Origin of the sequence: Streptomyces sp. NPDC088910, from assembly GCF_044749865.1 — a bacterium.
Lineage (GTDB): Bacteria > Actinomycetota > Actinomycetes > Streptomycetales > Streptomycetaceae > Actinacidiphila.
Genome location: NZ_JBIVIV010000012.1, coordinates 283011 through 301335 on the forward strand (window position 1 = coordinate 283011; position 18325 = coordinate 301335).

The following is an 18325-nucleotide window of genomic DNA, read 5'->3' on the forward strand; positions in this document are numbered from 1 at the left end:
CGTCGTGGGGGACCCTGGTGCCGGAAGCGTCGGGGGGCGCGGGAGAATGGGGGGTATGACCGACTCGACTGCCGACCGCGCTTCCGATTCCGCCGACGCCACGTCGGCGAAGGCCCCCAACGCGGGGAAGAAGGCCAAGGACCTCAACGAGGTCATTCGCTACACGCTCTGGTCGGTGTTCCGACTGCGCGACACCCTGCCCGAGGACCGCGGCGGGTACGCGGACGAGGTCGAGGAGCTGTTCGCGCAGCTCGCCGCCAAGGACATCACGATCCGCGGGACCTATGACGTCTCGGGGCTGCGGGCCGACGCCGATCTGATGATCTGGTGGCACGCGGAGACGGCCGAGGAGTTGCAGGAGGCGTACAACCTCTTCCGCCGCACCAAGCTGGGGCGCGCGGTGGAGCCGGTGTGGTCCAACATGGCGCTGCACCGCCCGGCGGAGTTCAACAAGTCGCATGTTCCGGCCTTCCTCGCCGATGAGACGCCGCGCGAGTGGGTCAGCGTCTATCCCTTCGTGCGCTCCTACGACTGGTACCTGCTGCCGGACGAGGACCGCCGCCGGATGCTCGCCGACCACGGCAAGATGGCCCGTGGCTACCCCGACGTGCGGGCGAACACCGTCGCGTCCTTCTCGCTCGGCGACTACGAGTGGATCCTGGCCTTCGAGGCCGACGAGCTGTACCGGATCGTCGACCTCATGCGGCACCTGCGCGCCTCCGAGGCCCGCCTGCACGTCCGCGAGGAAGTCCCCTTCTACACCGGCCGGCGCCGCGAGATCGCCGACCTGGTCGCGGGCCTGGCCTGACGCAGCAGCGCCCGTATCGCGGGGTCGCGCAGCGTGTGCGGCCCACGGGCGGCCAGGGCCGACAGCGGCGGCGCGTTCCGGGGTATCCCCCGGAGCGCCTCCTGCCCGGCCGGGGCCGCCCACCGCGTGTACGGATAGACCTCGACGCACGCCCCCGTCAGCAGCAGCGGCAGCACGTACCAGAGCAGCGCGGGTGTGCCGTCCAGCGCACGGACCGACCCGTTCAGGGCGACGGTGGCCACCGCCATCGCCAACGTCAGCCCGGTGGCGCCGCGCACCTGCCGCACCCCCGCCGCGAGCCGCTCGCGCGCCGCCGCCGGAACCCCGAGCCCGGCGGCCACCAGCCGCTCGCCGAGCGCGCGTACGGCCTCCGGCCAGGAACGCCGTTTCGTACCGCCCGAGTTCGACGCCGTCCGTGGGCCGCCGCTCTCCGGGCGCTCCACCGGCCGCGGCGACCCCGGCCAGGCACAGGCGCGCGCCGGCGGCGGTCGCCGCGGCACACGCGACGAGCAGCAGAAGAATCCACATGAGGGATTTCTACCGGACTCCGCCGACACCGCGTTCTCGGCCTGTGGATAACTCCGCGATCGGGCTGGCGGGGCCCGTCAGAGCGTGCCGGGGGCGGGATGCGCGCGCAGGGACGGGTGGTCGGCGACCACGGTGGCGGAGCCCGGGGCGACCTCGGTGAAGCCCGCGTCGCGGACGACGGGGAGCGAGGAGGCGCTCAGGCGGGTCCACAGGGCGGGGGAGGGGGTGCGGACGGCCAGGGGGAAACCGGCGGCGCGCCAGGCGTCGCAGTCGGCGTCCGACAGCTCCCACCAGGCGAGTTGGGCGCCGTGCCCGGCCTGGGCCATGGCCTTCCCGGCCGACATGGTGACGGCGGGATTCATCCACAGCACGGGGCGCGGGTCGCCGGGTTCGAGCGGTGACGGCGGCTCCGGGTCGTCCAACTCCGTTCCGGAGACCTGGAGTTTGGCCAGTTCCTTCGGCCAGCCGTCGAGCGGCACGGGCGGGTAGACCCGCACTTCGGCGGGCGGCACATCGGCCGTACCCGCTTCCGCGTCCGCCCCCGGCACCGATCCCGACGCGGACCCCGATCCCGATCCCGATCCCGTCACCGTGATGCCCGGCAGGGCTGCCGCCCGCCGCCACTCCGCTCCGCGCGCCCGCCGTACGACCTTGCGGATCCTGGCGTCCTGCCAGTCCCGTACGGCCTGCGCCCACTCGCCGTCGTCGGCCGTCGCGCGCTCGTCGCAGAGCAGGGTGAGGACGGCGCGCGCCGCCGTCTCCAGAGCGTCGGTACGGGTCGGGGGCGCGTCGCGCTCGATCCGGACGACGAGCGGGAGGACGAACTGGGGTGCCGCGTCGCGGTCGGCGGCCTGGTGCTGGAAGGGGCTGCTCACCGCCCCAGTCTGCCACCCGCTGCTAGACGCCGATCCGCCGTGGCGTGCGGCGTCGGTGCGTACGGAAGCGGCGGCGGCCGCGGCGGCCACGCCGGAACCGGTGGCGCCCGCCGATGTCGTCGGGCCAGCCACGATGCTCCCGCAGGGGCACCGCCCGCCCCGGCGGGGCGGTTCGGTTGTCTCCGGACCACCGGCCGGTGGGGGCTGGTCGCGCAGTTCCTCCCCCAGCCTTCGGCCGGGAGGTGCCCCCAGCGCCCCTTCGGGGCCCGTTCCGTCTGTGGGGATGGTGCCCCGCCGTCGTGGCGGGTCGCGCAGTTCCTCCCCCAGCCTTCGGCCGGGAGGTGCCCCCAGCGCCCCTTCGGGGCCCGTTCCGCCGCGGGGGCTGGTCGCGCGTCCCCGCGGCGCTGAACGGCTGCCCCCCGCCGGAGGCGCACGGCACCCCCCGGAGGGGTTACTCCGTGGGGGTCAAGGTCAGGGAGATGGAGTTGATGCAGTAGCGCTGGTCGGTCGGTGTGCCGTAGCCCTCGCCTTCGAAGACGTGGCCCAGGTGGGAGCCGCAGCGGGCGCAGCGGACCTCGACGCGGGTCATCCCGAGGGTGCGGTCCTCGATGAGTTCGACGGCGTCGGTGTCGGCGGGGTCGTAGAAGGAGGGCCAGCCGCAGTGGGACTCGAATTTGGTGTCGGAGCGGAAGAGCTCGGCGCCGCACGCACGGCAGGCGTAGACGCCGGTCGTCTTCGTGTCGGTGTACTCGCCGACGAAGGGCCGCTCGGTGCCGGCTTTGCGCAGGACCGCGTACTCCTCCGGCGACAGCTCGGCGCGCCACTGCTCGTCGGACTTGCTGACTTCGTAGGACATGGAGGTCTCCTCAGCTGCCGAGGCGGGCGAGAATCAGGGGACCGAGGTCGGTCACGTCGCCCGCGCCCATGGTGAGAACGAGATCACCCGGCTTCGCCATTCCTGCGACCACGTCCGGTACCGCCTGCTTGTCGTGCTCCGCGGTCACGTCGGCGCCCGCCGCGCGGGCCGCGTCGATGATGAGTGCGCTGGTCACACCGGGGATCGGGTCCTCGCGGGCCGGGTAGATGTCGAGGACGACGGAGGCGTCGGCGAGGGCGAGGGCGGCGCCCATCTCGGTGGCCAGCTCGCGGGTGCGGCTGAAGAGGTGCGGCTGGAAGACGACCAGGACGCGGGCGTCCCCGGCGGCGCCGCGGATCGCCTCCAGGTCGGCGGCCATCTCGGTCGGGTGGTGGGCGTAGGAGTCGATGACCTGGACGCCCGCCGCCTCGCCCTTGAGCTGGAGGCGCCGCTTGACGCCGGTGTACTTCGCGAGGGCCGAGGCCAGATTCCGGGTCGGGGCGCCGATCGCGGTGCCCGCGGCGAGCGCGGCGACGGCGTTGTGCGCGTAGTGGCGGCCCGGCACGGAGACGGTGAAGGTCAGCGGGCGGCCGTCGATGACGACGGTGACCTCGCTGGTCAGCCCGCGCGGGTTGATCTTCGTGATGCGTACGTCTGCGGTCTCGGCCTCGCCGACCGTCACGATCGTCAGACCGCCGATGTCCCGTACCCGCTTCGTCAGCTCGACGGCGCCCGGCTGGTCGGCGGAGATCACCAGCGTGCCGCCGGGGCGGATCTTGCCGACGAAGGTCTCGAAGGAGTCGTAGATCTCGTCCATCGAGGCGTAGTTGGCGTGGTGGTCGAGCTCCACGTTGAGGATGATCGCGACCTCGGGCGCGTACGTGTGGAAGCTGCGGTCGCTCTCGTCGGCCTCCGCGACGAAGATTTCGCCGCCGCCGTGGTGCGCGTTCGAGCCGGGCGCGTCCAGGTCGCCGCCGATCGCGTACGACGGCTCGCTGCCGAGCGCCGTCAGCGCGACCGCCAGCATCGAGGTGGTGGTGGTCTTGCCGTGGGTGCCCGCGACCGCGATCGGCCGGGTGCCCTCCATCAGCGCGGCCAGCGCGTCACTGCGGTGCACGACGGGGACGCCGCGCTCGCGGGCCGCCGCCAGCTCCGGATTCTCCGGGCGGATCGCGCTGGAGACGACCACCGAGGTGGCGTCCTGCGCCAGGTGCGCCGCGTCGTGGCCGATGTGCACGGTCACGCCGAGCGCGCGCAGCGCGCCCGCCGTCTCCGACTCACGTGAGTCACTGCCCGCCACCCGCGCCCCGCGCTGCGCGAGGATCTTCGCGATCCCCGACATTCCGGCGCCGCCGATGCCGATGAAGTGCGGTCGGTCCATGGCGGGGGGAACGGACGGGCTCATACGGAGGTCTCCCGGAGATGTGCGTGGTTCGTTTATTGACCGGGTCCTGATTCTCGCACCTCCGGGCGCGCGGACGACTCTGCCCGCGCGCCCGTGGCACCTTCCGCCGGCGCTGCCCGCGCACCCGTAGCACCGCGCGCCGACCCTGACCACGCACCCGTGGCACCCCCTGCCCGGCGAGACGTTTCTGCAAGGGGCGCCCGGGACACACGACGCCCGAGCCGCCGGGCGGCGCGGCACCGCCTCGCCGCGCTCACCGCGCTCGCCGCCTCATCGTGCCCTGCGCCTCATCGTGCCCTGCGGCTCACCGCGCTCGCCGCCTCATCGCCCGCTGCGCCTAATCGTGCTCGGCGAAGAGCTTCAGCACCGGCACCCCCACCTTGTGCCGCGCCCGCGACGTCCAGTCGCGGTGGAAGAACTCCTCCACGAAGTGCGGCGCGGTGAGCACGATGACCTCGTCGGCGTTGGTCTCCTCGACGACCGTGCGCAGCAGGTCGAGCGGGTGCTTGTCGACGATCCGGCCCACCGCCTCCGCGCCGGAGGCGCGCAGCGCCTCCAGGGAGTGCGCCAGGGCCCGCTCCGCGACCGGGGTGGCGTCGTCGCCCTCCGGCTCGCGGTCCTCGTGCGCGGCGTCATCCAGATAGCCGAGCGCCACGTCGTCCACGGCCCGCAACAGCCGGTCCTGGTCGCCGCGTGGCTGCATGAGCACGACGAAGGAGACCTGCTCGTCGCCGTGGAGAGAGGTGACGAGCTCCACGTCGGCCGGTGCGAGCGGCTTCTCGATCATGAGTACGGTCGTGAACACGGACGCGTCCTTCTTTCTCGTGCTTCGTCGGGGCCACCGGGCCGGCGTTGGAACGATCCTGCCCCGATCTTCGCGGGGCACTCGGGTAAGTGTTCCCGCGCGGAGCGAAACGGAACGAGGGAATCCGCTTTTTTCGGTCGCGGTTCCACCGTGCGGCGCGCCGCTGGTCAGGTGGGTGGCATGAGGTGTGTCGGTGGGACGGTCGGGCGGTCAGGCCCGGACGTAACGGGTGAACAGGAAGCCGTCCTCCTCCAGGACGGAGCGCGGGACGAGGCGGGCCGGGCCCGGAACGTCGGGGCCGTGCATGATCCGGGGCGCGTCGCCGCCCCCGAGCACCGGGGCGACGGTCAGGCACAGTTCGTCCAGCGTGCCGGCCGCGGCGAACTGCGCGAGGACCCGCGGGCCGCCCTCGTGGAGCAGCCGCGTGTGGCCCAGCGCGGCCAACTCGCGCACCGCGCGGACCGGGTCGACGCCTTCGCCGTCGCCCGCGACGACCACATGGGCGCCCGCCGCGCGGGCGGCGGCGACACGGTCGGCGGGCGGCGACGCGCCGGTCAGCACCAGGGTGGGGGTGACCGGCGCGGTGAACAGCGGTGTCGTGAAGTCCAGATCGAGTCCGCGGCTGATCACCGCGACGGCGGCGGCCGGGGTCTGGCCGTCCGCCGCCCTGCGCGCCGCGAACACCTCGCGGGCCCTCGCGGGCCTGTAACCCTCCAGGCGAACCGTTTCCGCACCCACCAGCACCACGTCGGCCAGCGCGCGCAGCACGCCGAAGACCCGCATGTCCGCCTCCGACGACAGCGGCGCCGACCTGCCGTCGTACCGGGCCGCGCCGTCCAGCGACGACACCATGTTGGCCCGGAGGTACGGGCCCGCTCCCCGTTCGGGGTACGCGTACGCGTCCGCCAGGCCGAGCGGGGTCTCCAGCCCGGCCGAATCGTTCGCTCCCGCTACGGGATAGAGCCGTCGCATCCCCGAAGTCTCCCACGCCGCGCCGCTACGGGCCGGTCGGCGCCCTCGGCCCGCCGCCCCCGTACGCGTGGGGTCGGACACATGCCGGCGGGGGCGGAACCGGGAGGCACTACGCTGGTGAGCTGTGTCGACCTCTGTCGTTTCGTCTGGGAGTGCCGCGATAGGCGGCGATGGCGGGCCCGTGTCACTCAGCGCGCGCACGCCGCATGTGCCGGTGGAGCGATTGGTGGCGGAGATGGTGCCGCCGCCGCGGTTCGACGGCGTCAGGTTCGAGACCTACGTGCCCGACCCGAATCAGCCCAGCCAGGCCGCGGCCGTACGGGCCCTGGCCGGTTTCGCGGCGTCGCTGACGGCCGCGCCGACGCCCAAGCGGTGGTTCCGGCGGGCGGCGTCCGCGCCCGGCGGCCCCGGCGGGGTCTACCTCGACGGCGGTTACGGCGTCGGCAAGACCCACCTGCTGGCGTCGCTGTGGCACGCCACCCCGGCGCCCGCCGAGCGCAAGGCGTTCGGCACGTTCGTGGAGCTGACCAATCTGGTCGGCGCCCTCGGCTTCCAGCACGCGGTGGCGGCGCTCAGCGACCACCGGCTGGTCTGCATCGACGAGTTCGAACTGGACGACCCGGGCGACACGGTGCTGGTGTCCACGCTCCTCGGCAAGCTCGCCGACGCGGGCGTACGGCTGGCGGCGACGTCGAACACGCTGCCCGGCAAGCTCGGCGAGGGCCGCTTCGCCTCCGCCGACTTCATGCGGGAGATCCAGGGCCTGTCCGCCCGCTTCACCAGCCTGCGGATCGACGGCGAGGACTACCGGCACCGCGGCCTGCCCGAGGCGCCGACCCCGCACACCGACGAGCAGGTCACCGCCGCCGCGGCCGTCACACCCGGCGCCGCGCTCGACGACTTCGGCGCGCTGGCCGCGCACCTGGCCACCGTCCACCCCAGCCGCTACGGCGCGCTCTGCGACGGCGTCGGCGCCGTCTTCCTGCGCGGCGTGGAACCCGTCACCGACCAGGCGACCGCGCTGCGCCTGGTGGTGCTCGCCGACCGGCTCTACGACCGCGAGATCCCCGTCTTGGCCTCCGGCGTGCCCTTCGACCGCGTCTTCGGCCAGGACATGCTGGCGGGCGGCTACCGCAAGAAGTACTTCCGCGCCGTCTCCCGGCTCACCGCGCTCGCGCGGGACGCCGAGAAGCTGACCGGCACTGGCGGAGACCGCTGATCCGGCGCAGGATCGGTGCATGGCCAAGAGCGGGAGCAAGGACAAGGGCAACGGCAAGCACGGCGCCGAGCACGCGCACGTGGACCGGCACGCGCACGAGGACGGCCGGGGCGGCAAGCACGCCGACGCCGCCGCCAAGAAGGCGCAGAAGGACCCGGGCCTGCGCTCCCTGCTGCGCGTGCCGCCCGGCGGCGGACCGGTCAACCTGCGGGCGTACGACCCCTCCGCGACCCCCGGCGGCCCGCGCGACAAGGCGACGGCCCTGGCCGCGACCGCGGAGCTGCGCGCCCGGCTGGCCGAGCTCCAGGAGCGGCTGTGGGCGCAGAGCACCGCGGGCGACCCGCACTGCGTGCTGCTGGTGCTCCAGGGCATGGACACCTCGGGCAAGGGCGGCACCGTCAAGCACGTGTCCTCCGGGCTGAACCCGTCGGGCATCCGCGTCACCGCGTTCAAGGCGCCCACCGAGGAGGAGCGTCAGCACCCCTTCCTGTGGCGCATCCGCCGCGCGCTGCCCCGGCCCGGCGAGCTGGGCGTCTTCGACCGTTCGCACTACGAGGACGTGCTGATCGCCCGCGTGCGCGACCTCGTGCCGCGCGCCACCTGGAGCCGCCGCTACAGCGTCATCAACCGCTTCGAGCAGTCGCTCGCCGACGACGGCGTCACCGTCGTCAAGGTCTTCCTGCACATCAGCTACGACAAGCAGCGCGAGCGGCTGCTGAAGCGGCTCGACAACCCGGACAAGCACTGGAAGTTCAACCCCGGTGACATCAGCGAGCGCGCGCTGTGGCCCGCGTACCAGAAGGCGTACGAGGTGGCCCTGGAGCGCTGCTCGACCGACGCCGCGCCCTGGCACGTCGTGCCGTCCGACCGCAAGTGGTACCGGAACTGGGCGGTCGCCAAGCTGCTGCTCGAACACCTCGAACTGATCGACCCGGCCTATCCGAAGGCCGACTTCGACATCGAGGAGAACCGCGTCGCGCTCCTCAAGACCTGACCCGCGTGCCCCGGTCCTAGCCGGAGCACGCGGTGCGCTGCGCCTCCTGCCACTCGCACACCGGGCAGTACGTCGCGCCGCGCGTGCTCGCCGGATACTCGGTCGGCTCGCCGCACAGCACGCAGTCCGCGAGGGCTTCCGCGTCGGGCGTCGGGGTCGTCTGTGTCACCCGTTCACCGTAACGCGGGCGCGCAGCACGGCGGCCCCCCGGGGCGGAAGCTGGACGGCCGCGTCCGGGCCCGGCAGCACCTTGCACGACGGCCGGGCCAGCACCACCTCGCACGGCACGTCCAGCGGCACCCGCGCGGGCGCGTCGGAGAAGTTCACGACCGTACGGAAGGGGCCGCGGGCCAGCCGCAGCGTCCGGCCGCCCGCGGTCGCCGCGACCGTGTCGAGCTGGGGATCGGTCAGGGCGGGCTCCGACCTGCGAAGCGCGATCAGCCCGCGGTACCACTCCAGCAGCTCGCGGTGCCCCGCCTTGTCCGGCTCGGCCCAGTCCAGGCACGAGCGGTCCCGGGTCGCGTGGTCCTGCGGATCGGGCACGTCCTCCTCCGCCCAGCCGTGGTCGGCGAATTCGCGGCGCCGCCCGCGCGTGATGGCCGCGCCCAGCTCCGGGTCGTCGTGGTCGGTGAAGAACTGCCAGGGCGTGCCCGCGCCCCACTCCTCGCCCATGAAGAGCATCGGGGTGAACGGCGAGGTCAGGACGAGGGCCGCGGCCACGGTGAGCTGGTCAGGGGTGAGCCGGTCGCCGGTCGCGCGGTTGCCGATCTGGTCGTGCGTCTGCGCGTAGCCCAGCAGCCGGTGGGCGGGCGCGGCGGCCCGGTCCAGCGGGCGGCCGTGGTGCCGGCCGCGGAAGGAGGACCAACTGCCGTCGTGGAAGAAGCCCCCGGTGAGCGTCTTGGCCACCGCGGCGGGCCCGGCGGCGGCGAAATCCGCGTAATAGCCCTGCGCCTCGCCGGTGACGGCCGCGTGCAGGGCGTGGTGGAAGTCGTCGCTCCACTGGGCGTGCAGGCCGAGGCCGCCCGCCTGGCGCGGGGCCGTCGTCCGCGGGTCGTTCAGATCGGACTCGGCGATCAGGAACAGCGGGCGGCCGAGCGCGGCTGACAGCCCGTCCACGGCCGTCGACAGCTCCTCGAGGAAGTGCAGGGCGCGCGTGTCCACCAGCGCGTGGACGGCGTCGAGCCGCAGCCCGTCGAGCCGGTAGTCGCGCAGCCACGACAGCGCGCTGCCGATCAGGAAGTCCCGCACCTCGTCGGAGCCGGGCGCGTCCAGATTGACCGCGTCGCCCCAGGGGGTGTGGTGCCGGTCGGTGAAGTACGGGCCGAACGGCGGCAGATGGTTGCCCGACGGGCCCAGGTGGTTGTGGACCACGTCGAGGACGACGCCCAGGCACTGCTTGTGCGCCGCGTCGACAAATCGCTTCATTCCCTCGGGGCCGCCGTACGGCTCGTGCACCGCCCACAGCGACACGCCCTCGTACCCCCAGCCGTTGGTGCCGGGGAACGGGCACACCGGCATCAGCTCGATGTGCGTGATGCCCAGCCGGGCCAGGTGCGGCAGCCGCTCGATCGCCGCGTCGAAGGTGCCCTCGGGGGTGAAGGTGCCGACGTGCAGTTCGTAGACCACCGCGCCGGGCAGCGCGCGGCCCGGCCACGGCACCGTCCAGGCGAACGCGTCGTGGTCGACGACGGCGCTCGGCCCGTCCGGGCCCTCCGGCTGGCGGCGCGAGCGCGGATCGGGCAGCGGCGGACCGCCGTCGAGCAGATACGCGTACCGCGTGCCCGGCCCGGCGGACACCTCCGCGCGCCACCAGCCGGCCCGCGCCGGGTCGGGGCCGAGGCCGTGCCGTGTGCGGTCGTCGATCAGGATCTCCACCTGCTGGGCATCCGGCGCCCACACCTCGAACAGCACCCACGGCTCCCGTCTCGTCATCCGGTTCGTTCAGCGTCTTCGGTCTTCCGCGCGGCGGTCTTCCGCGCGGAAGTTCTCCGTACAGCGTTCTTCTGTACGGCGGTACGGCGGTCTTCTGTACGGCAGTCTTCTGTACGGCGGTCTTCTGTGCGGGCGCCCCCGAGGCCGTTCCTCGCGGGTGCCCGGGGCCGTGGCCGCGCCACGGACCCCGGGCACATGCATGCCCACGGAACGGCCTCCCGCATCACCGCGAGCGGATCAGCGGGGGAACATCACACTGCGTCGGGGACGAAGTCGATCCGCTCCTGAACGATCGGGTACCCCGCCTTCGCGAAATTCCGCGCCATCGGGACATTCGTCCGGTCGGTGGCCGCCGCGACCTTGACCGCGCCGCGGTCGACCAGGTCGTGAGTGCACTCGACCAGCAGGTCGTACGAGTAACCACGGCCTCGCTGCTCGGGCACCACGGCGATGAAGCCGATGCACGGGCCGGCCGGATTGCGCGCGGGCACGTGCAGCCCGGCCACCTCGCCGTCCGGGGTGTACGCCACCCGCCGCCAGTCGGCGGGCGAGGGGAACCAGTCGAAGAAGCCGATGGTCTCGTCGAGGGCGGCCTCCAGGCCCTGTTCGGCGATCATCCGGCGGTCGTGGGCGTCGAGGGTGCCCTCCATGATGCGGGCCATGACGGCCCGGAAGGCGGTGTCGTCCGGCTCGGGCCGGTACTCAAGACGCCCGGTGCGCGGCGGCAGCGGGCAGTCCGCCGTCCACTCGTAGCGGTACCGCTCGACCAACTCGCGCAGCCCCGCGGCCTCGACGGCCGCCGCGCGGCTCCGCGCCGCCGCCGTCACGTCGGGGCGCTCGCGCCAGTCGGGCGGCAGCAGCAGGCTGTACTCGGTGTTCAGCGGCGCGGCGCGCAGCAGTTCGGTGGCCGCCTCGGCTTCGCCCTCGGCGAAGTCGAACCAGTCCAGGGCCAGCGGCTCGCTGTCCTCGGGCTTGGCCCACCACGCGGCCCGCGCGACGACCTTCGCGCCGCGCAGCGCGACCCACGACCACTCGGGCCGGTACTCGCCGCCCGCGTCGAGGGTCGCGAAGGACTGGCCGAGCAGGGCGCGGCCGACGGACGCGTCACCGGTGCCGGTACGCGTGCCGGATGCCGTCTCGGCAAGGGAGTTGAACAGGGCGGACTCGCCCGCGACCAGCGGGCGGAAAACCAGATCGGACATGGTGAAGCGATTCCTTCGGGAGTTCGACGGAGCGCTCCCGGGACCATCTCCCCGTGGATCTACGGACGCCCTGCGGAGGGGCGGGAGCGCGGCACAGTGATGTACGTCATCGCTCTCGCCTCCTTCTCGTCCGGTCACGGGCGTGATCAGCACCCTAGGCGGGCGACGGCCGACAAGGCCACCGGTTATTACGCGGCGGCCTTGTCGGGATGGCGACGCGGGTGCGCGGGAGCGGGCGTGGGCGGCTCAGCCCGCCGGGCTCACCCCGCCGGGCTCACCTCTCCGCGCTCACCTCTCCGGGGTCAGCAGGGCCACAGGGCTGCGGCCCAGCAGTTCGGCCAGCGGGGCCGCGCCCTCGTACGTCCCGCCGCCCAGGCGGTCGTGCCAGCGGCCCGGAGGGAGCGGCAGCGACGCCTCGCGCCAGCCGCCCGCCGCGGCGAGGCGGGCGGAGAGCCGGGTGACGACGGTGAGGGCGGAGCCGCCGCGCAGGAAGGCGAGGCAGTGGTCACCGGCAGGACCCTGCGCGACGAGGGGGATGTACGAGGCGGTGGGGCCGTACCACTCGGGGCGGTCGCGCCGCAGCCGGAGCGCCACCGCGGTCAGGCGCAGCTTGGCCTCGTCGAAGGAGCCCGGCGCGGCGCCGTCCAGCAGGCGGTCCAGGGTGCGGTCGACGCCGAACCGCTGGGTCCCGCCGACCGGCCCGTTCATGGGGCCGCGGTTGTCCGGGTCGACCAGGGTGTACACCGGGAATTCGGTGTTCTGGTAGACGTCGGGCACCCCCGGCATCGTCAGGTGCACCAGCGCCGCGCCGAGCGCGTTGGCGTCGGCGTACGGGGCGAGGGAGTTGACGAATTCGCCGACGTCGTAGACGCCCGCGCCGCACGGGCCCTGCTCGGTGAAGTCGGTGACGGCCTTCTCGTACGCCTCGTCCTGCTCGGTCCACGAGGTGTGCAGGCCCGCCTCGCGGACCGCCTTGAGGGCGGCGGGCACCAGCCGGTCCGGGTGGCAGAAGCCGAGGCCGACGCCGGTCTGGAAGACGGTGTACGCGGTGTGCCGGTCGGGCGCGGGCGCGTCGCCTGACCGCTCGGCGCGGGCCTCGCGGGCGCCCATCCACTCCCGCCAGGCGTCGGGGAGTTCGGACAGGACGGCCAGCCGCAGCCGCAGGTCGGCGCTGCGCTTGGTGTCGTGCGTGGACAGGACGGTGCCGGTACCGGGGTGGTCGCGCTGGATCCGCGCGCAATAGGCGTGGAATTCCTCCGGGGCCGTCGCCGGATGCGCCGGGCTGCGGCCGACCTCGCACAGCGACAGCAGCGGCGAGTAGCGGTAGAAGGCGGTGTCCTCGACGGACTTGGCGTGCAGCGCGGAGGCGACCTGCGCGAAGCGGACGGCGAAGTCGTCGGCGTCCTCACCGGGCACCGTCGCGCCCTCGGCCGGGCGGCCGAGCGCGAGGTCGCGCAGCAGGCCGATCGCCGGGGCGAGCCGCCCGTCGGCGCTTTCCGCCGCACTGGAGGCGGCCTCGGTCACCATCAGGGTGTCGCCGGGCGTCGCCGGGGTGCCGGGGCGTACGTACGGGCGGTACACCGGGATACGGACCAGCAGCTCGCGCAGCGCCTCCTCCAGCACGGACGTCGCACAGGGCGCCGTGTAAGGGTCGGTCTCCTGGCGCTCGGCTGTTACCGGCCCGGCCGCCCCCTCGGTCCCGCCGCCCGTGCCGGGGCGCTGCGCCCGCTGTGCGCTCGCCGCGAGGCGGGAGACCTCCGCGGCGAGGTCGTGGCCGACGATGCGGTGGGCGGCGCGCCGCGCGGTCGGCTCCCACCGGCCGCCGCGGCTGTCCTCGACGCCGGTGAACTCCCGGTAGAAGTCGGTCACTTCGGCGACGCCCGCCGGGTCGGTGAACAGCCCGTCGATCCGGTCGAGCGCGTCGTACCCGGTGGTGCCCGCGCACGCCCAGTCGGCGGGCAGCGCCTCGTCCCGCTGGAGGATCTTCTCCACCACCGTCCACCGCCCCTCGCTGGCCTCGGCCAGGCGGCGCAGATAGCCCGCCGGGTCGGCGAGGCCGTCCGGGTGGTCGATCCGCAGCCCGTCGGCGACGCCTTCGCGCAGCAGCCGCAGCACGGTCGCGTGGGTGGCCTCGAAGACGTCCTGCCGCTCGACGCGGACCGCGATCAGGTCGGAGATCGTGAAGAAGCGGCGGTAGTTCAGCTCGGTGCGGGCCTGCCGCCAGTACGCCAGCCGGTACCACTGCGCCTCCACCAGTTCCGGCAGCGGCAGATTCTCCGTGCCCGGCCGCAGCGGGAACCGGTGGTCGTAGTAGCGCAGCACCTCGCCGCCCGCGCGCTTGTCGGAGACCACCGAGAGCTGCCCGAGGACGTCGGGCAGGGGGTCGCCCAGCACGGGCAGCAGCACCTTGCCGCCCAGCGCGGCCCAGTCGATGTCGAACCAGTCGGCGTACGCGGAGCCGGGACCGTCGCGCAGCACCTCCCACAGCGGGCCGTTGAGGTGTTCGGGCGCGGGCACCGCCATGTGGTTGGGGACGATGTCCAGGATCAGGCCGAGGCCGTGCTCGCGGGCGGTGTGCGACAGCGCCCGCAGGCCCTGCTCGCCGCCCAGCTCCTCGCGTACCCGCGAGTGGTCCACCACGTCGTAGCCGTGGGTGGAGCCGGGCACCGCTTCGAGGATCGGCGACAGATGCAGGTGCGAGACGCCGAGCGAGGCCAGGTACGGCACGTGCGCGGCGGTGTCGGCGAAGGTGAAGCCGGGCTGCACCTGCACCCGGTAGGTGGCGGAGGGCGTCACGGGAAGTCCGGTCATGAGGTCTTCTCTACCCCGGATTCGGCCGTGAAGCGGCCGAACGCGCCCGGGTCTCCCCGGACGCCGTCCGTATCGCCGAAAGCGGCCCGTCCTTCCCCGTGGCAGGCCGGCCGCGCCGCCGACCCGCGGGCCACCGGCCGCGTCGCCGACCCGCGGGCCACCTGCCGCGCCGCCGACACACGGAGCACGTGTCGCGCCGCCCGGGCCGCTACAGCGCCGGGCGCTGGAGCACCACCATGCTGCGGTCGGCCAGCTCCACCCGGTCCCCGGCCTGTACGCGCTGGCCGGTGCCCGGCGGGACGCCCCCGGCCAACTGGGTGTCCACCACGAGCTGCCACTCCATGCCGTGGTTGACCGGGACCACGAACTCCTGCGGCTTCGGCGCCGCGTTGACCATCAGCAGGAACGAGTCGTCGGTGACCGGCTCGCCACGCGGCCCCGGCTCGGAGATCGCGTTGCCGTTGAGGAAGACCGACATCGACCTGGCGTGCGCCGCCTGCCAGTCGCGCTGCGCCATCTCCTGCCCCTCGGGCGTGAACCAGGCGATGTCCGACAGTTCGTCGTGCGTGCCCTCGACCGGCCGCCCGTGGAAGAAGCGCCGCCGCCTGAACACGGCGTGGTCGCGCCGCAGCCACACCATCGTGCGCAGGAACTCGTGCAACTGCTGCGCCTCGTCGTTCGGCCCGCCGTCGTCCGGCTTGCCGGGCCAGGACACCCACGCCAGTTCGTTGTCCTGGCAGTAGACGTTGTTGTTGCCCTTCTGGGTACGGCCGAACTCGTCGCCGTGCGAGATCATCGGCACGCCCTGCGAGAGCATCAGCGTGGCGAGGAAGTTGCGCATCTGCCGCCCGCGCAGCGACCGCACCTTCTCGTCCTCCGTCGGCCCCTCCGTACCGCAGTTCCAGGACCGGTTGAAGCTCTCGCCGTCACGGTTGTTCTCGCCGTTGGCGTCGTTGTGCTTGTCGTTGTACGACACCAGGTCGCGCAGCGTGAAACCGTCGTGGCAGGTGACGAAGTTGACCGAGGCCAACGGGCGGCGGCCGTCGTCCTGGTAGAGGTCGGAGGAACCGGTCAGCCGGGAGCCGAACTCGGCCAGCGTGGCGCTCTCGCCGCGCCACAGGTCCCGTACCGTGTCGCGGAACTTCCCGTTCCACTCGGTCCACAGGGGCGGGAAGTTGCCCACCTGGTAGCCGCCCTCGCCGACGTCCCACGGCTCGGCGATCAGCTTCACCTGCGAGACCACCGGGTCCTGCTGGACCAGGTCGAAGAAGGACGAGAGCCGGTCCACCTCGTGGAACTGCCGGGCCAGCGTGGCCGCGAGGTCGAAACGGAAGCCGTCCACGTGCATCTCGGTGACCCAGTAGCGCAGGCTGTCCATGATGAGCTGGAGGACGTGCGGGCTGCGCATCAGCAGGCTGTTGCCGGTGCCCGTGGTGTCCGTGTAGTACCGCTTGTCGCCGCCGAGCCGGTAGTACGAGGCGTTGTCCAGGCCGCGCAGCGACAGCGTCGGCCCGAGGTGGCTCCCCTCGGCCGTGTGGTTGTAGACCACGTCCAGGATCACCTCGATCCCGGCCCGGTGCAGCGCGCGGACCGCCGTCTTGAACTCCAGCACCTGCTGCCCCCGGTCGCCCAGCGAGCAGTACGAATGGTGCGGCGCGAAAAAGCCGATGGTGTTGTAACCCCAGTAGTTCGCGAGGCCCGCGTCCACCAGACGGTGGTCCTGGATGAACTGATGCACCGGCATCAGTTCCAGTGTCGTCACCCCGAGTTCCACCAGATGGCCGATCACCGCCGGGTGAGCCAGCGCGGCGTAGGTGCCGCGGATCTCCTCCGGCAGACCCGGGTGAGTCATCGTCAGGCCCTTGACGTGGGCCTCGTAGATGATGGTCTTGTGATAATCGATCCGCGGGGCGCGGTCGTCGGCCCAGTCGAAGTACGGATTCACCACGACGGACGTCATGGTGTGCGGGGCGGAGTCCAGATCGTTGCGCGAGTCGGGCTGTCCGAAGCGGTAGCCGTAGACCGCCTCGTCCCAGTCGATGCTGCCGCTCATCGCCTTGGCGTACGGGTCGAGGAGCAGCTTCGCGGAGTTGCAGCGGTGGCCGCGGGGCGGGTCGTAGGGCCCGTGCACCCGGAAGCCGTACCGCTGACCCGGCATCACCCCCGGCAGGTAGGCGTGCCGTACGAAGGCGTCCGCCTCGCGCAGCTCGACGGCCGTCTCCGACCCGTCGTCGTGCAGCAGGCACAGCTCGATACGGGACGCCACCTCGGAGAAGACGGCGAAGTTGGTGCCCGCGCCGTCGAAGGTGGCACCCAGGGGGTACGACTGACCCGGCCAGACTTGCATCTCGTGACTCTTCCACTCCCGGACCGGGAGAGCGCGGACCGATTCCGCGCACCCGGCCAGCTTCGTTGCCGAATTCGTTGCCGAGAGTGCATCCTCCCACCTGGTCCACCCGAGGGTGACAAAGCCACAACAGCCAGCTACCGCAAGGGTGATGAGCTTGTCCGGTAGTAGTCAAGTAGGGTCAACAGGGCTGCGGGGCACCCTGCACCGCAGTACCCTTCCTTGATCGTGGACGGGGGTGGGAGGCGGGTGGCGTGGAGACGTCCGGAGGTCTGATGCTCCCGGGTGGTGGAGATCAGGAGGACCGTCAGGTCGCGGACGGTGCCGCCGCCGAGGCGGTGCAGAGCGCGGTCACCCTCGCCCAGCCGCTGGAGATCGGAGCGGAGCTGGACTGGGGCGCGGAAGCCTGGTCGGAGGTACGCACCCGCGCCACGCGCGCCGGGCGGGCCTACGTATGGCTCAACCTCGTGGAACAGCGCCTGCGCGCCGTCGTCAACGCTGTGCTGCGCCCGATCTACGAGCCCGTGCACGGCGAGGAGTGGGTGGTCGCCGCAGCGGGCCCGGCCGGGCACGAATGGGTGCAACGGGCCGTCGCCGTACGGGAAGTGAGCCGCCGTAAGGGCTTCCTGCTCGACCCCGCCGACGACAATGTGCTCAGCTTTCTGACGCTGCCCCAGCTCCGCGAACTGGTCGTCCAGCACTGGCCGTGCTTCGAGCCGTACTTCGACGACCGCCGCGACCTCGAACTCGCCCTGGACGAGCTGGAGGTGGCCCGGCACGTCGTCTCGCGCAACCGGGCGCTGTCCAGGACCGTCCTGGACCAGGCCGAGCGGGCCGCCGCCAAGCTGCTGGAGCTGCTGGGCGCGGGACCCGCCCGTACGGCCGCGCAGCGGCTGCCGGTGGACGCCGTCGAGGACCTGGTCGCCGACCGCTACTCCGACGTCATCGGCGTCTACCCGGACCGGGTGCGGCTGCAACGGCAGCTCCCCGTCGAGGACTTGTTCTCCGGCGCGCGCCGGCTCGACGCGATAGGCATCGGCCTCAATCTGCTGGTGCAGAACTACTCGGGGCGGCGCCTGGTGCGGCTCGCCGAGTCCGGCTGCCGGGTCAGACTGCTCTTCCTCAACCCCGCGAGCAGTACGGTCCGCCGCCGCGAGCGGGAACTGGGCCTGGGGCGCGGTGAGCTGGCCCGGTCGGTCGAGATGAACATCATGCACATGCGCCGGGTGCGGGCCCGGCTGCGGGACCCCGACGCCTTCGAGATCCGGGTCTTCGACGAGACCCCGCGCTTCACCGCCTACCTCGTCGACGGCGACACCGGCGACGGCCTGGCCGTCGTGCAGTCCTATCTGCGGCGGGCCCGCGGCATGGAGGTGCCGGTGCTGCTGCTGCGCGGCGGGTCCCGGCAGGTGGTCGCCGAGGAAGGGCCCGCGGAACACGGGCTCTTCGAGGTCTACCGCGAGGAGTTCGAGGGCATCTGGACGGATTCCCGTCCCGTGTCGTGACCTCCGGGGGAGGGGCGGGGACGCCCCGGGAAACGGAACCCCGCCGTCCGGCGCTGTCAGTGGTCC

The 18325-nt window shown here is 73.0% G+C and carries 15 protein-coding genes; 4 read left to right on the forward strand and 11 right to left on the reverse strand.

Annotated elements, in window-relative coordinates:
* The first annotated feature begins 55 nt into the window (after positions 1-55).
* Complete coding sequence (hemQ, locus tag ACIP4Z_RS26585) at positions 56-808, forward strand: hydrogen peroxide-dependent heme synthase (protein ID WP_355338673.1); 753 nt, start codon at positions 56-58, stop codon at positions 806-808.
* On the opposite strand, the gene ACIP4Z_RS26590 is transcribed toward hemQ, so the two are convergent.
* The 6 genes from ACIP4Z_RS26590 to ACIP4Z_RS26615 all read right to left on the reverse strand — a co-directional run bounded on the left by ACIP4Z_RS26590 (position 757) and on the right by ACIP4Z_RS26615 (position 6249).
* On the reverse strand, positions 757-1251 hold the full coding sequence (locus ACIP4Z_RS26590; RefSeq protein ID WP_401312168.1) for a hypothetical protein: 495 nt from the start codon (positions 1249-1251) through the stop codon (positions 757-759). The genes hemQ and ACIP4Z_RS26590 overlap by 52 nt on opposite strands.
* A gap of 162 nt (positions 1252-1413) precedes the next feature.
* Entirely contained in the window at positions 1414-2211 is a 798-nt protein-coding gene (locus ACIP4Z_RS26595; protein ID WP_401312171.1) for a peptidyl-tRNA hydrolase, read from the reverse strand.
* Positions 2212-2662: 451 nt separating this feature from the next.
* Positions 2663-3067: a peptide-methionine (R)-S-oxide reductase MsrB gene (gene msrB / locus ACIP4Z_RS26600; protein ID WP_355338679.1), complete on the reverse strand. Its 405-nt coding sequence runs from the start codon at positions 3065-3067 to the stop codon at positions 2663-2665.
* Positions 3068-3077: 10 nt separating this feature from the next.
* Complete coding sequence (murC, locus tag ACIP4Z_RS26605) at positions 3078-4472, reverse strand: UDP-N-acetylmuramate--L-alanine ligase (RefSeq protein WP_355338682.1); 1395 nt, start codon at positions 4470-4472, stop codon at positions 3078-3080.
* Between the two features lie 337 nt (positions 4473-4809).
* On the reverse strand, positions 4810-5277 hold the full coding sequence (locus ACIP4Z_RS26610; protein ID WP_355338685.1) for an indole-3-glycerol phosphate synthase: 468 nt from the start codon (positions 5275-5277) through the stop codon (positions 4810-4812).
* 210 nt (positions 5278-5487) lie between these two features.
* Positions 5488-6249, reverse strand: a complete 762-nt coding sequence (locus ACIP4Z_RS26615) for a pyrimidine reductase family protein (RefSeq protein WP_401312176.1) — start codon at positions 6247-6249, stop codon at positions 5488-5490.
* Positions 6250-6430: 181 nt separating this feature from the next.
* Between ACIP4Z_RS26615 and zapE the strand changes: the two genes are divergently transcribed.
* Together zapE and ACIP4Z_RS26625 are read left to right on the forward strand one after the other, a co-directional pair.
* Positions 6431-7468 (forward strand): cell division protein ZapE, encoded by a 1038-nt coding sequence (gene zapE / locus ACIP4Z_RS26620; protein WP_401312179.1) that lies wholly within the window; start codon positions 6431-6433, stop codon positions 7466-7468.
* 19 nt (positions 7469-7487) lie between these two features.
* Positions 7488-8462, forward strand: a complete 975-nt coding sequence (locus tag ACIP4Z_RS26625; RefSeq protein ID WP_401312182.1) for a PPK2 family polyphosphate kinase — start codon at positions 7488-7490, stop codon at positions 8460-8462.
* 16 nt (positions 8463-8478) lie between these two features.
* Here the strand turns inward: ACIP4Z_RS26625 and ACIP4Z_RS26630 are convergent, their stop codons facing one another.
* From ACIP4Z_RS26630 to glgX, 5 genes are all read right to left on the reverse strand, one after another.
* Positions 8479-8631 carry a hypothetical protein gene (locus ACIP4Z_RS26630; RefSeq protein ID WP_223186409.1) on the reverse strand — a complete coding sequence of 51 codons (153 nt, stop codon included), beginning with the start codon at positions 8629-8631 and terminating at the stop codon, positions 8479-8481.
* Positions 8628-10394 (reverse strand): malto-oligosyltrehalose trehalohydrolase, encoded by a 1767-nt coding sequence (gene treZ, locus ACIP4Z_RS26635; RefSeq protein ID WP_401312187.1) that lies wholly within the window; start codon positions 10392-10394, stop codon positions 8628-8630. The genes ACIP4Z_RS26630 and treZ overlap by 4 nt, the downstream gene beginning before the upstream one ends.
* A 251-nt stretch (positions 10395-10645) precedes the next feature.
* Positions 10646-11596: a GNAT family N-acetyltransferase gene (locus ACIP4Z_RS26640; protein ID WP_401312190.1), complete on the reverse strand. Its 951-nt coding sequence runs from the start codon at positions 11594-11596 to the stop codon at positions 10646-10648.
* Positions 11597-11884: 288 nt separating this feature from the next.
* Positions 11885-14407 (reverse strand): malto-oligosyltrehalose synthase, encoded by a 2523-nt coding sequence (gene treY, locus ACIP4Z_RS26645; RefSeq protein WP_401312193.1) that lies wholly within the window; start codon positions 14405-14407, stop codon positions 11885-11887.
* A gap of 208 nt (positions 14408-14615) precedes the next feature.
* The gene (gene glgX, locus ACIP4Z_RS26650) at positions 14616-16754 is read right to left on the reverse strand and encodes a glycogen debranching protein GlgX (protein WP_391048730.1); all 2139 of its coding nucleotides are present in this window, start codon (positions 16752-16754) and stop codon (positions 14616-14618) included.
* A gap of 275 nt (positions 16755-17029) precedes the next feature.
* On the opposite strand from glgX, the gene ACIP4Z_RS26655 reads away from it, so the two are divergent.
* Positions 17030-18259, forward strand: coding sequence for an SAV2148 family HEPN domain-containing protein (locus ACIP4Z_RS26655; RefSeq protein ID WP_355338811.1), 1230 nt, complete (start codon positions 17030-17032; stop codon positions 18257-18259).
* Positions 18260-18325 lie beyond the last annotated feature (66 nt).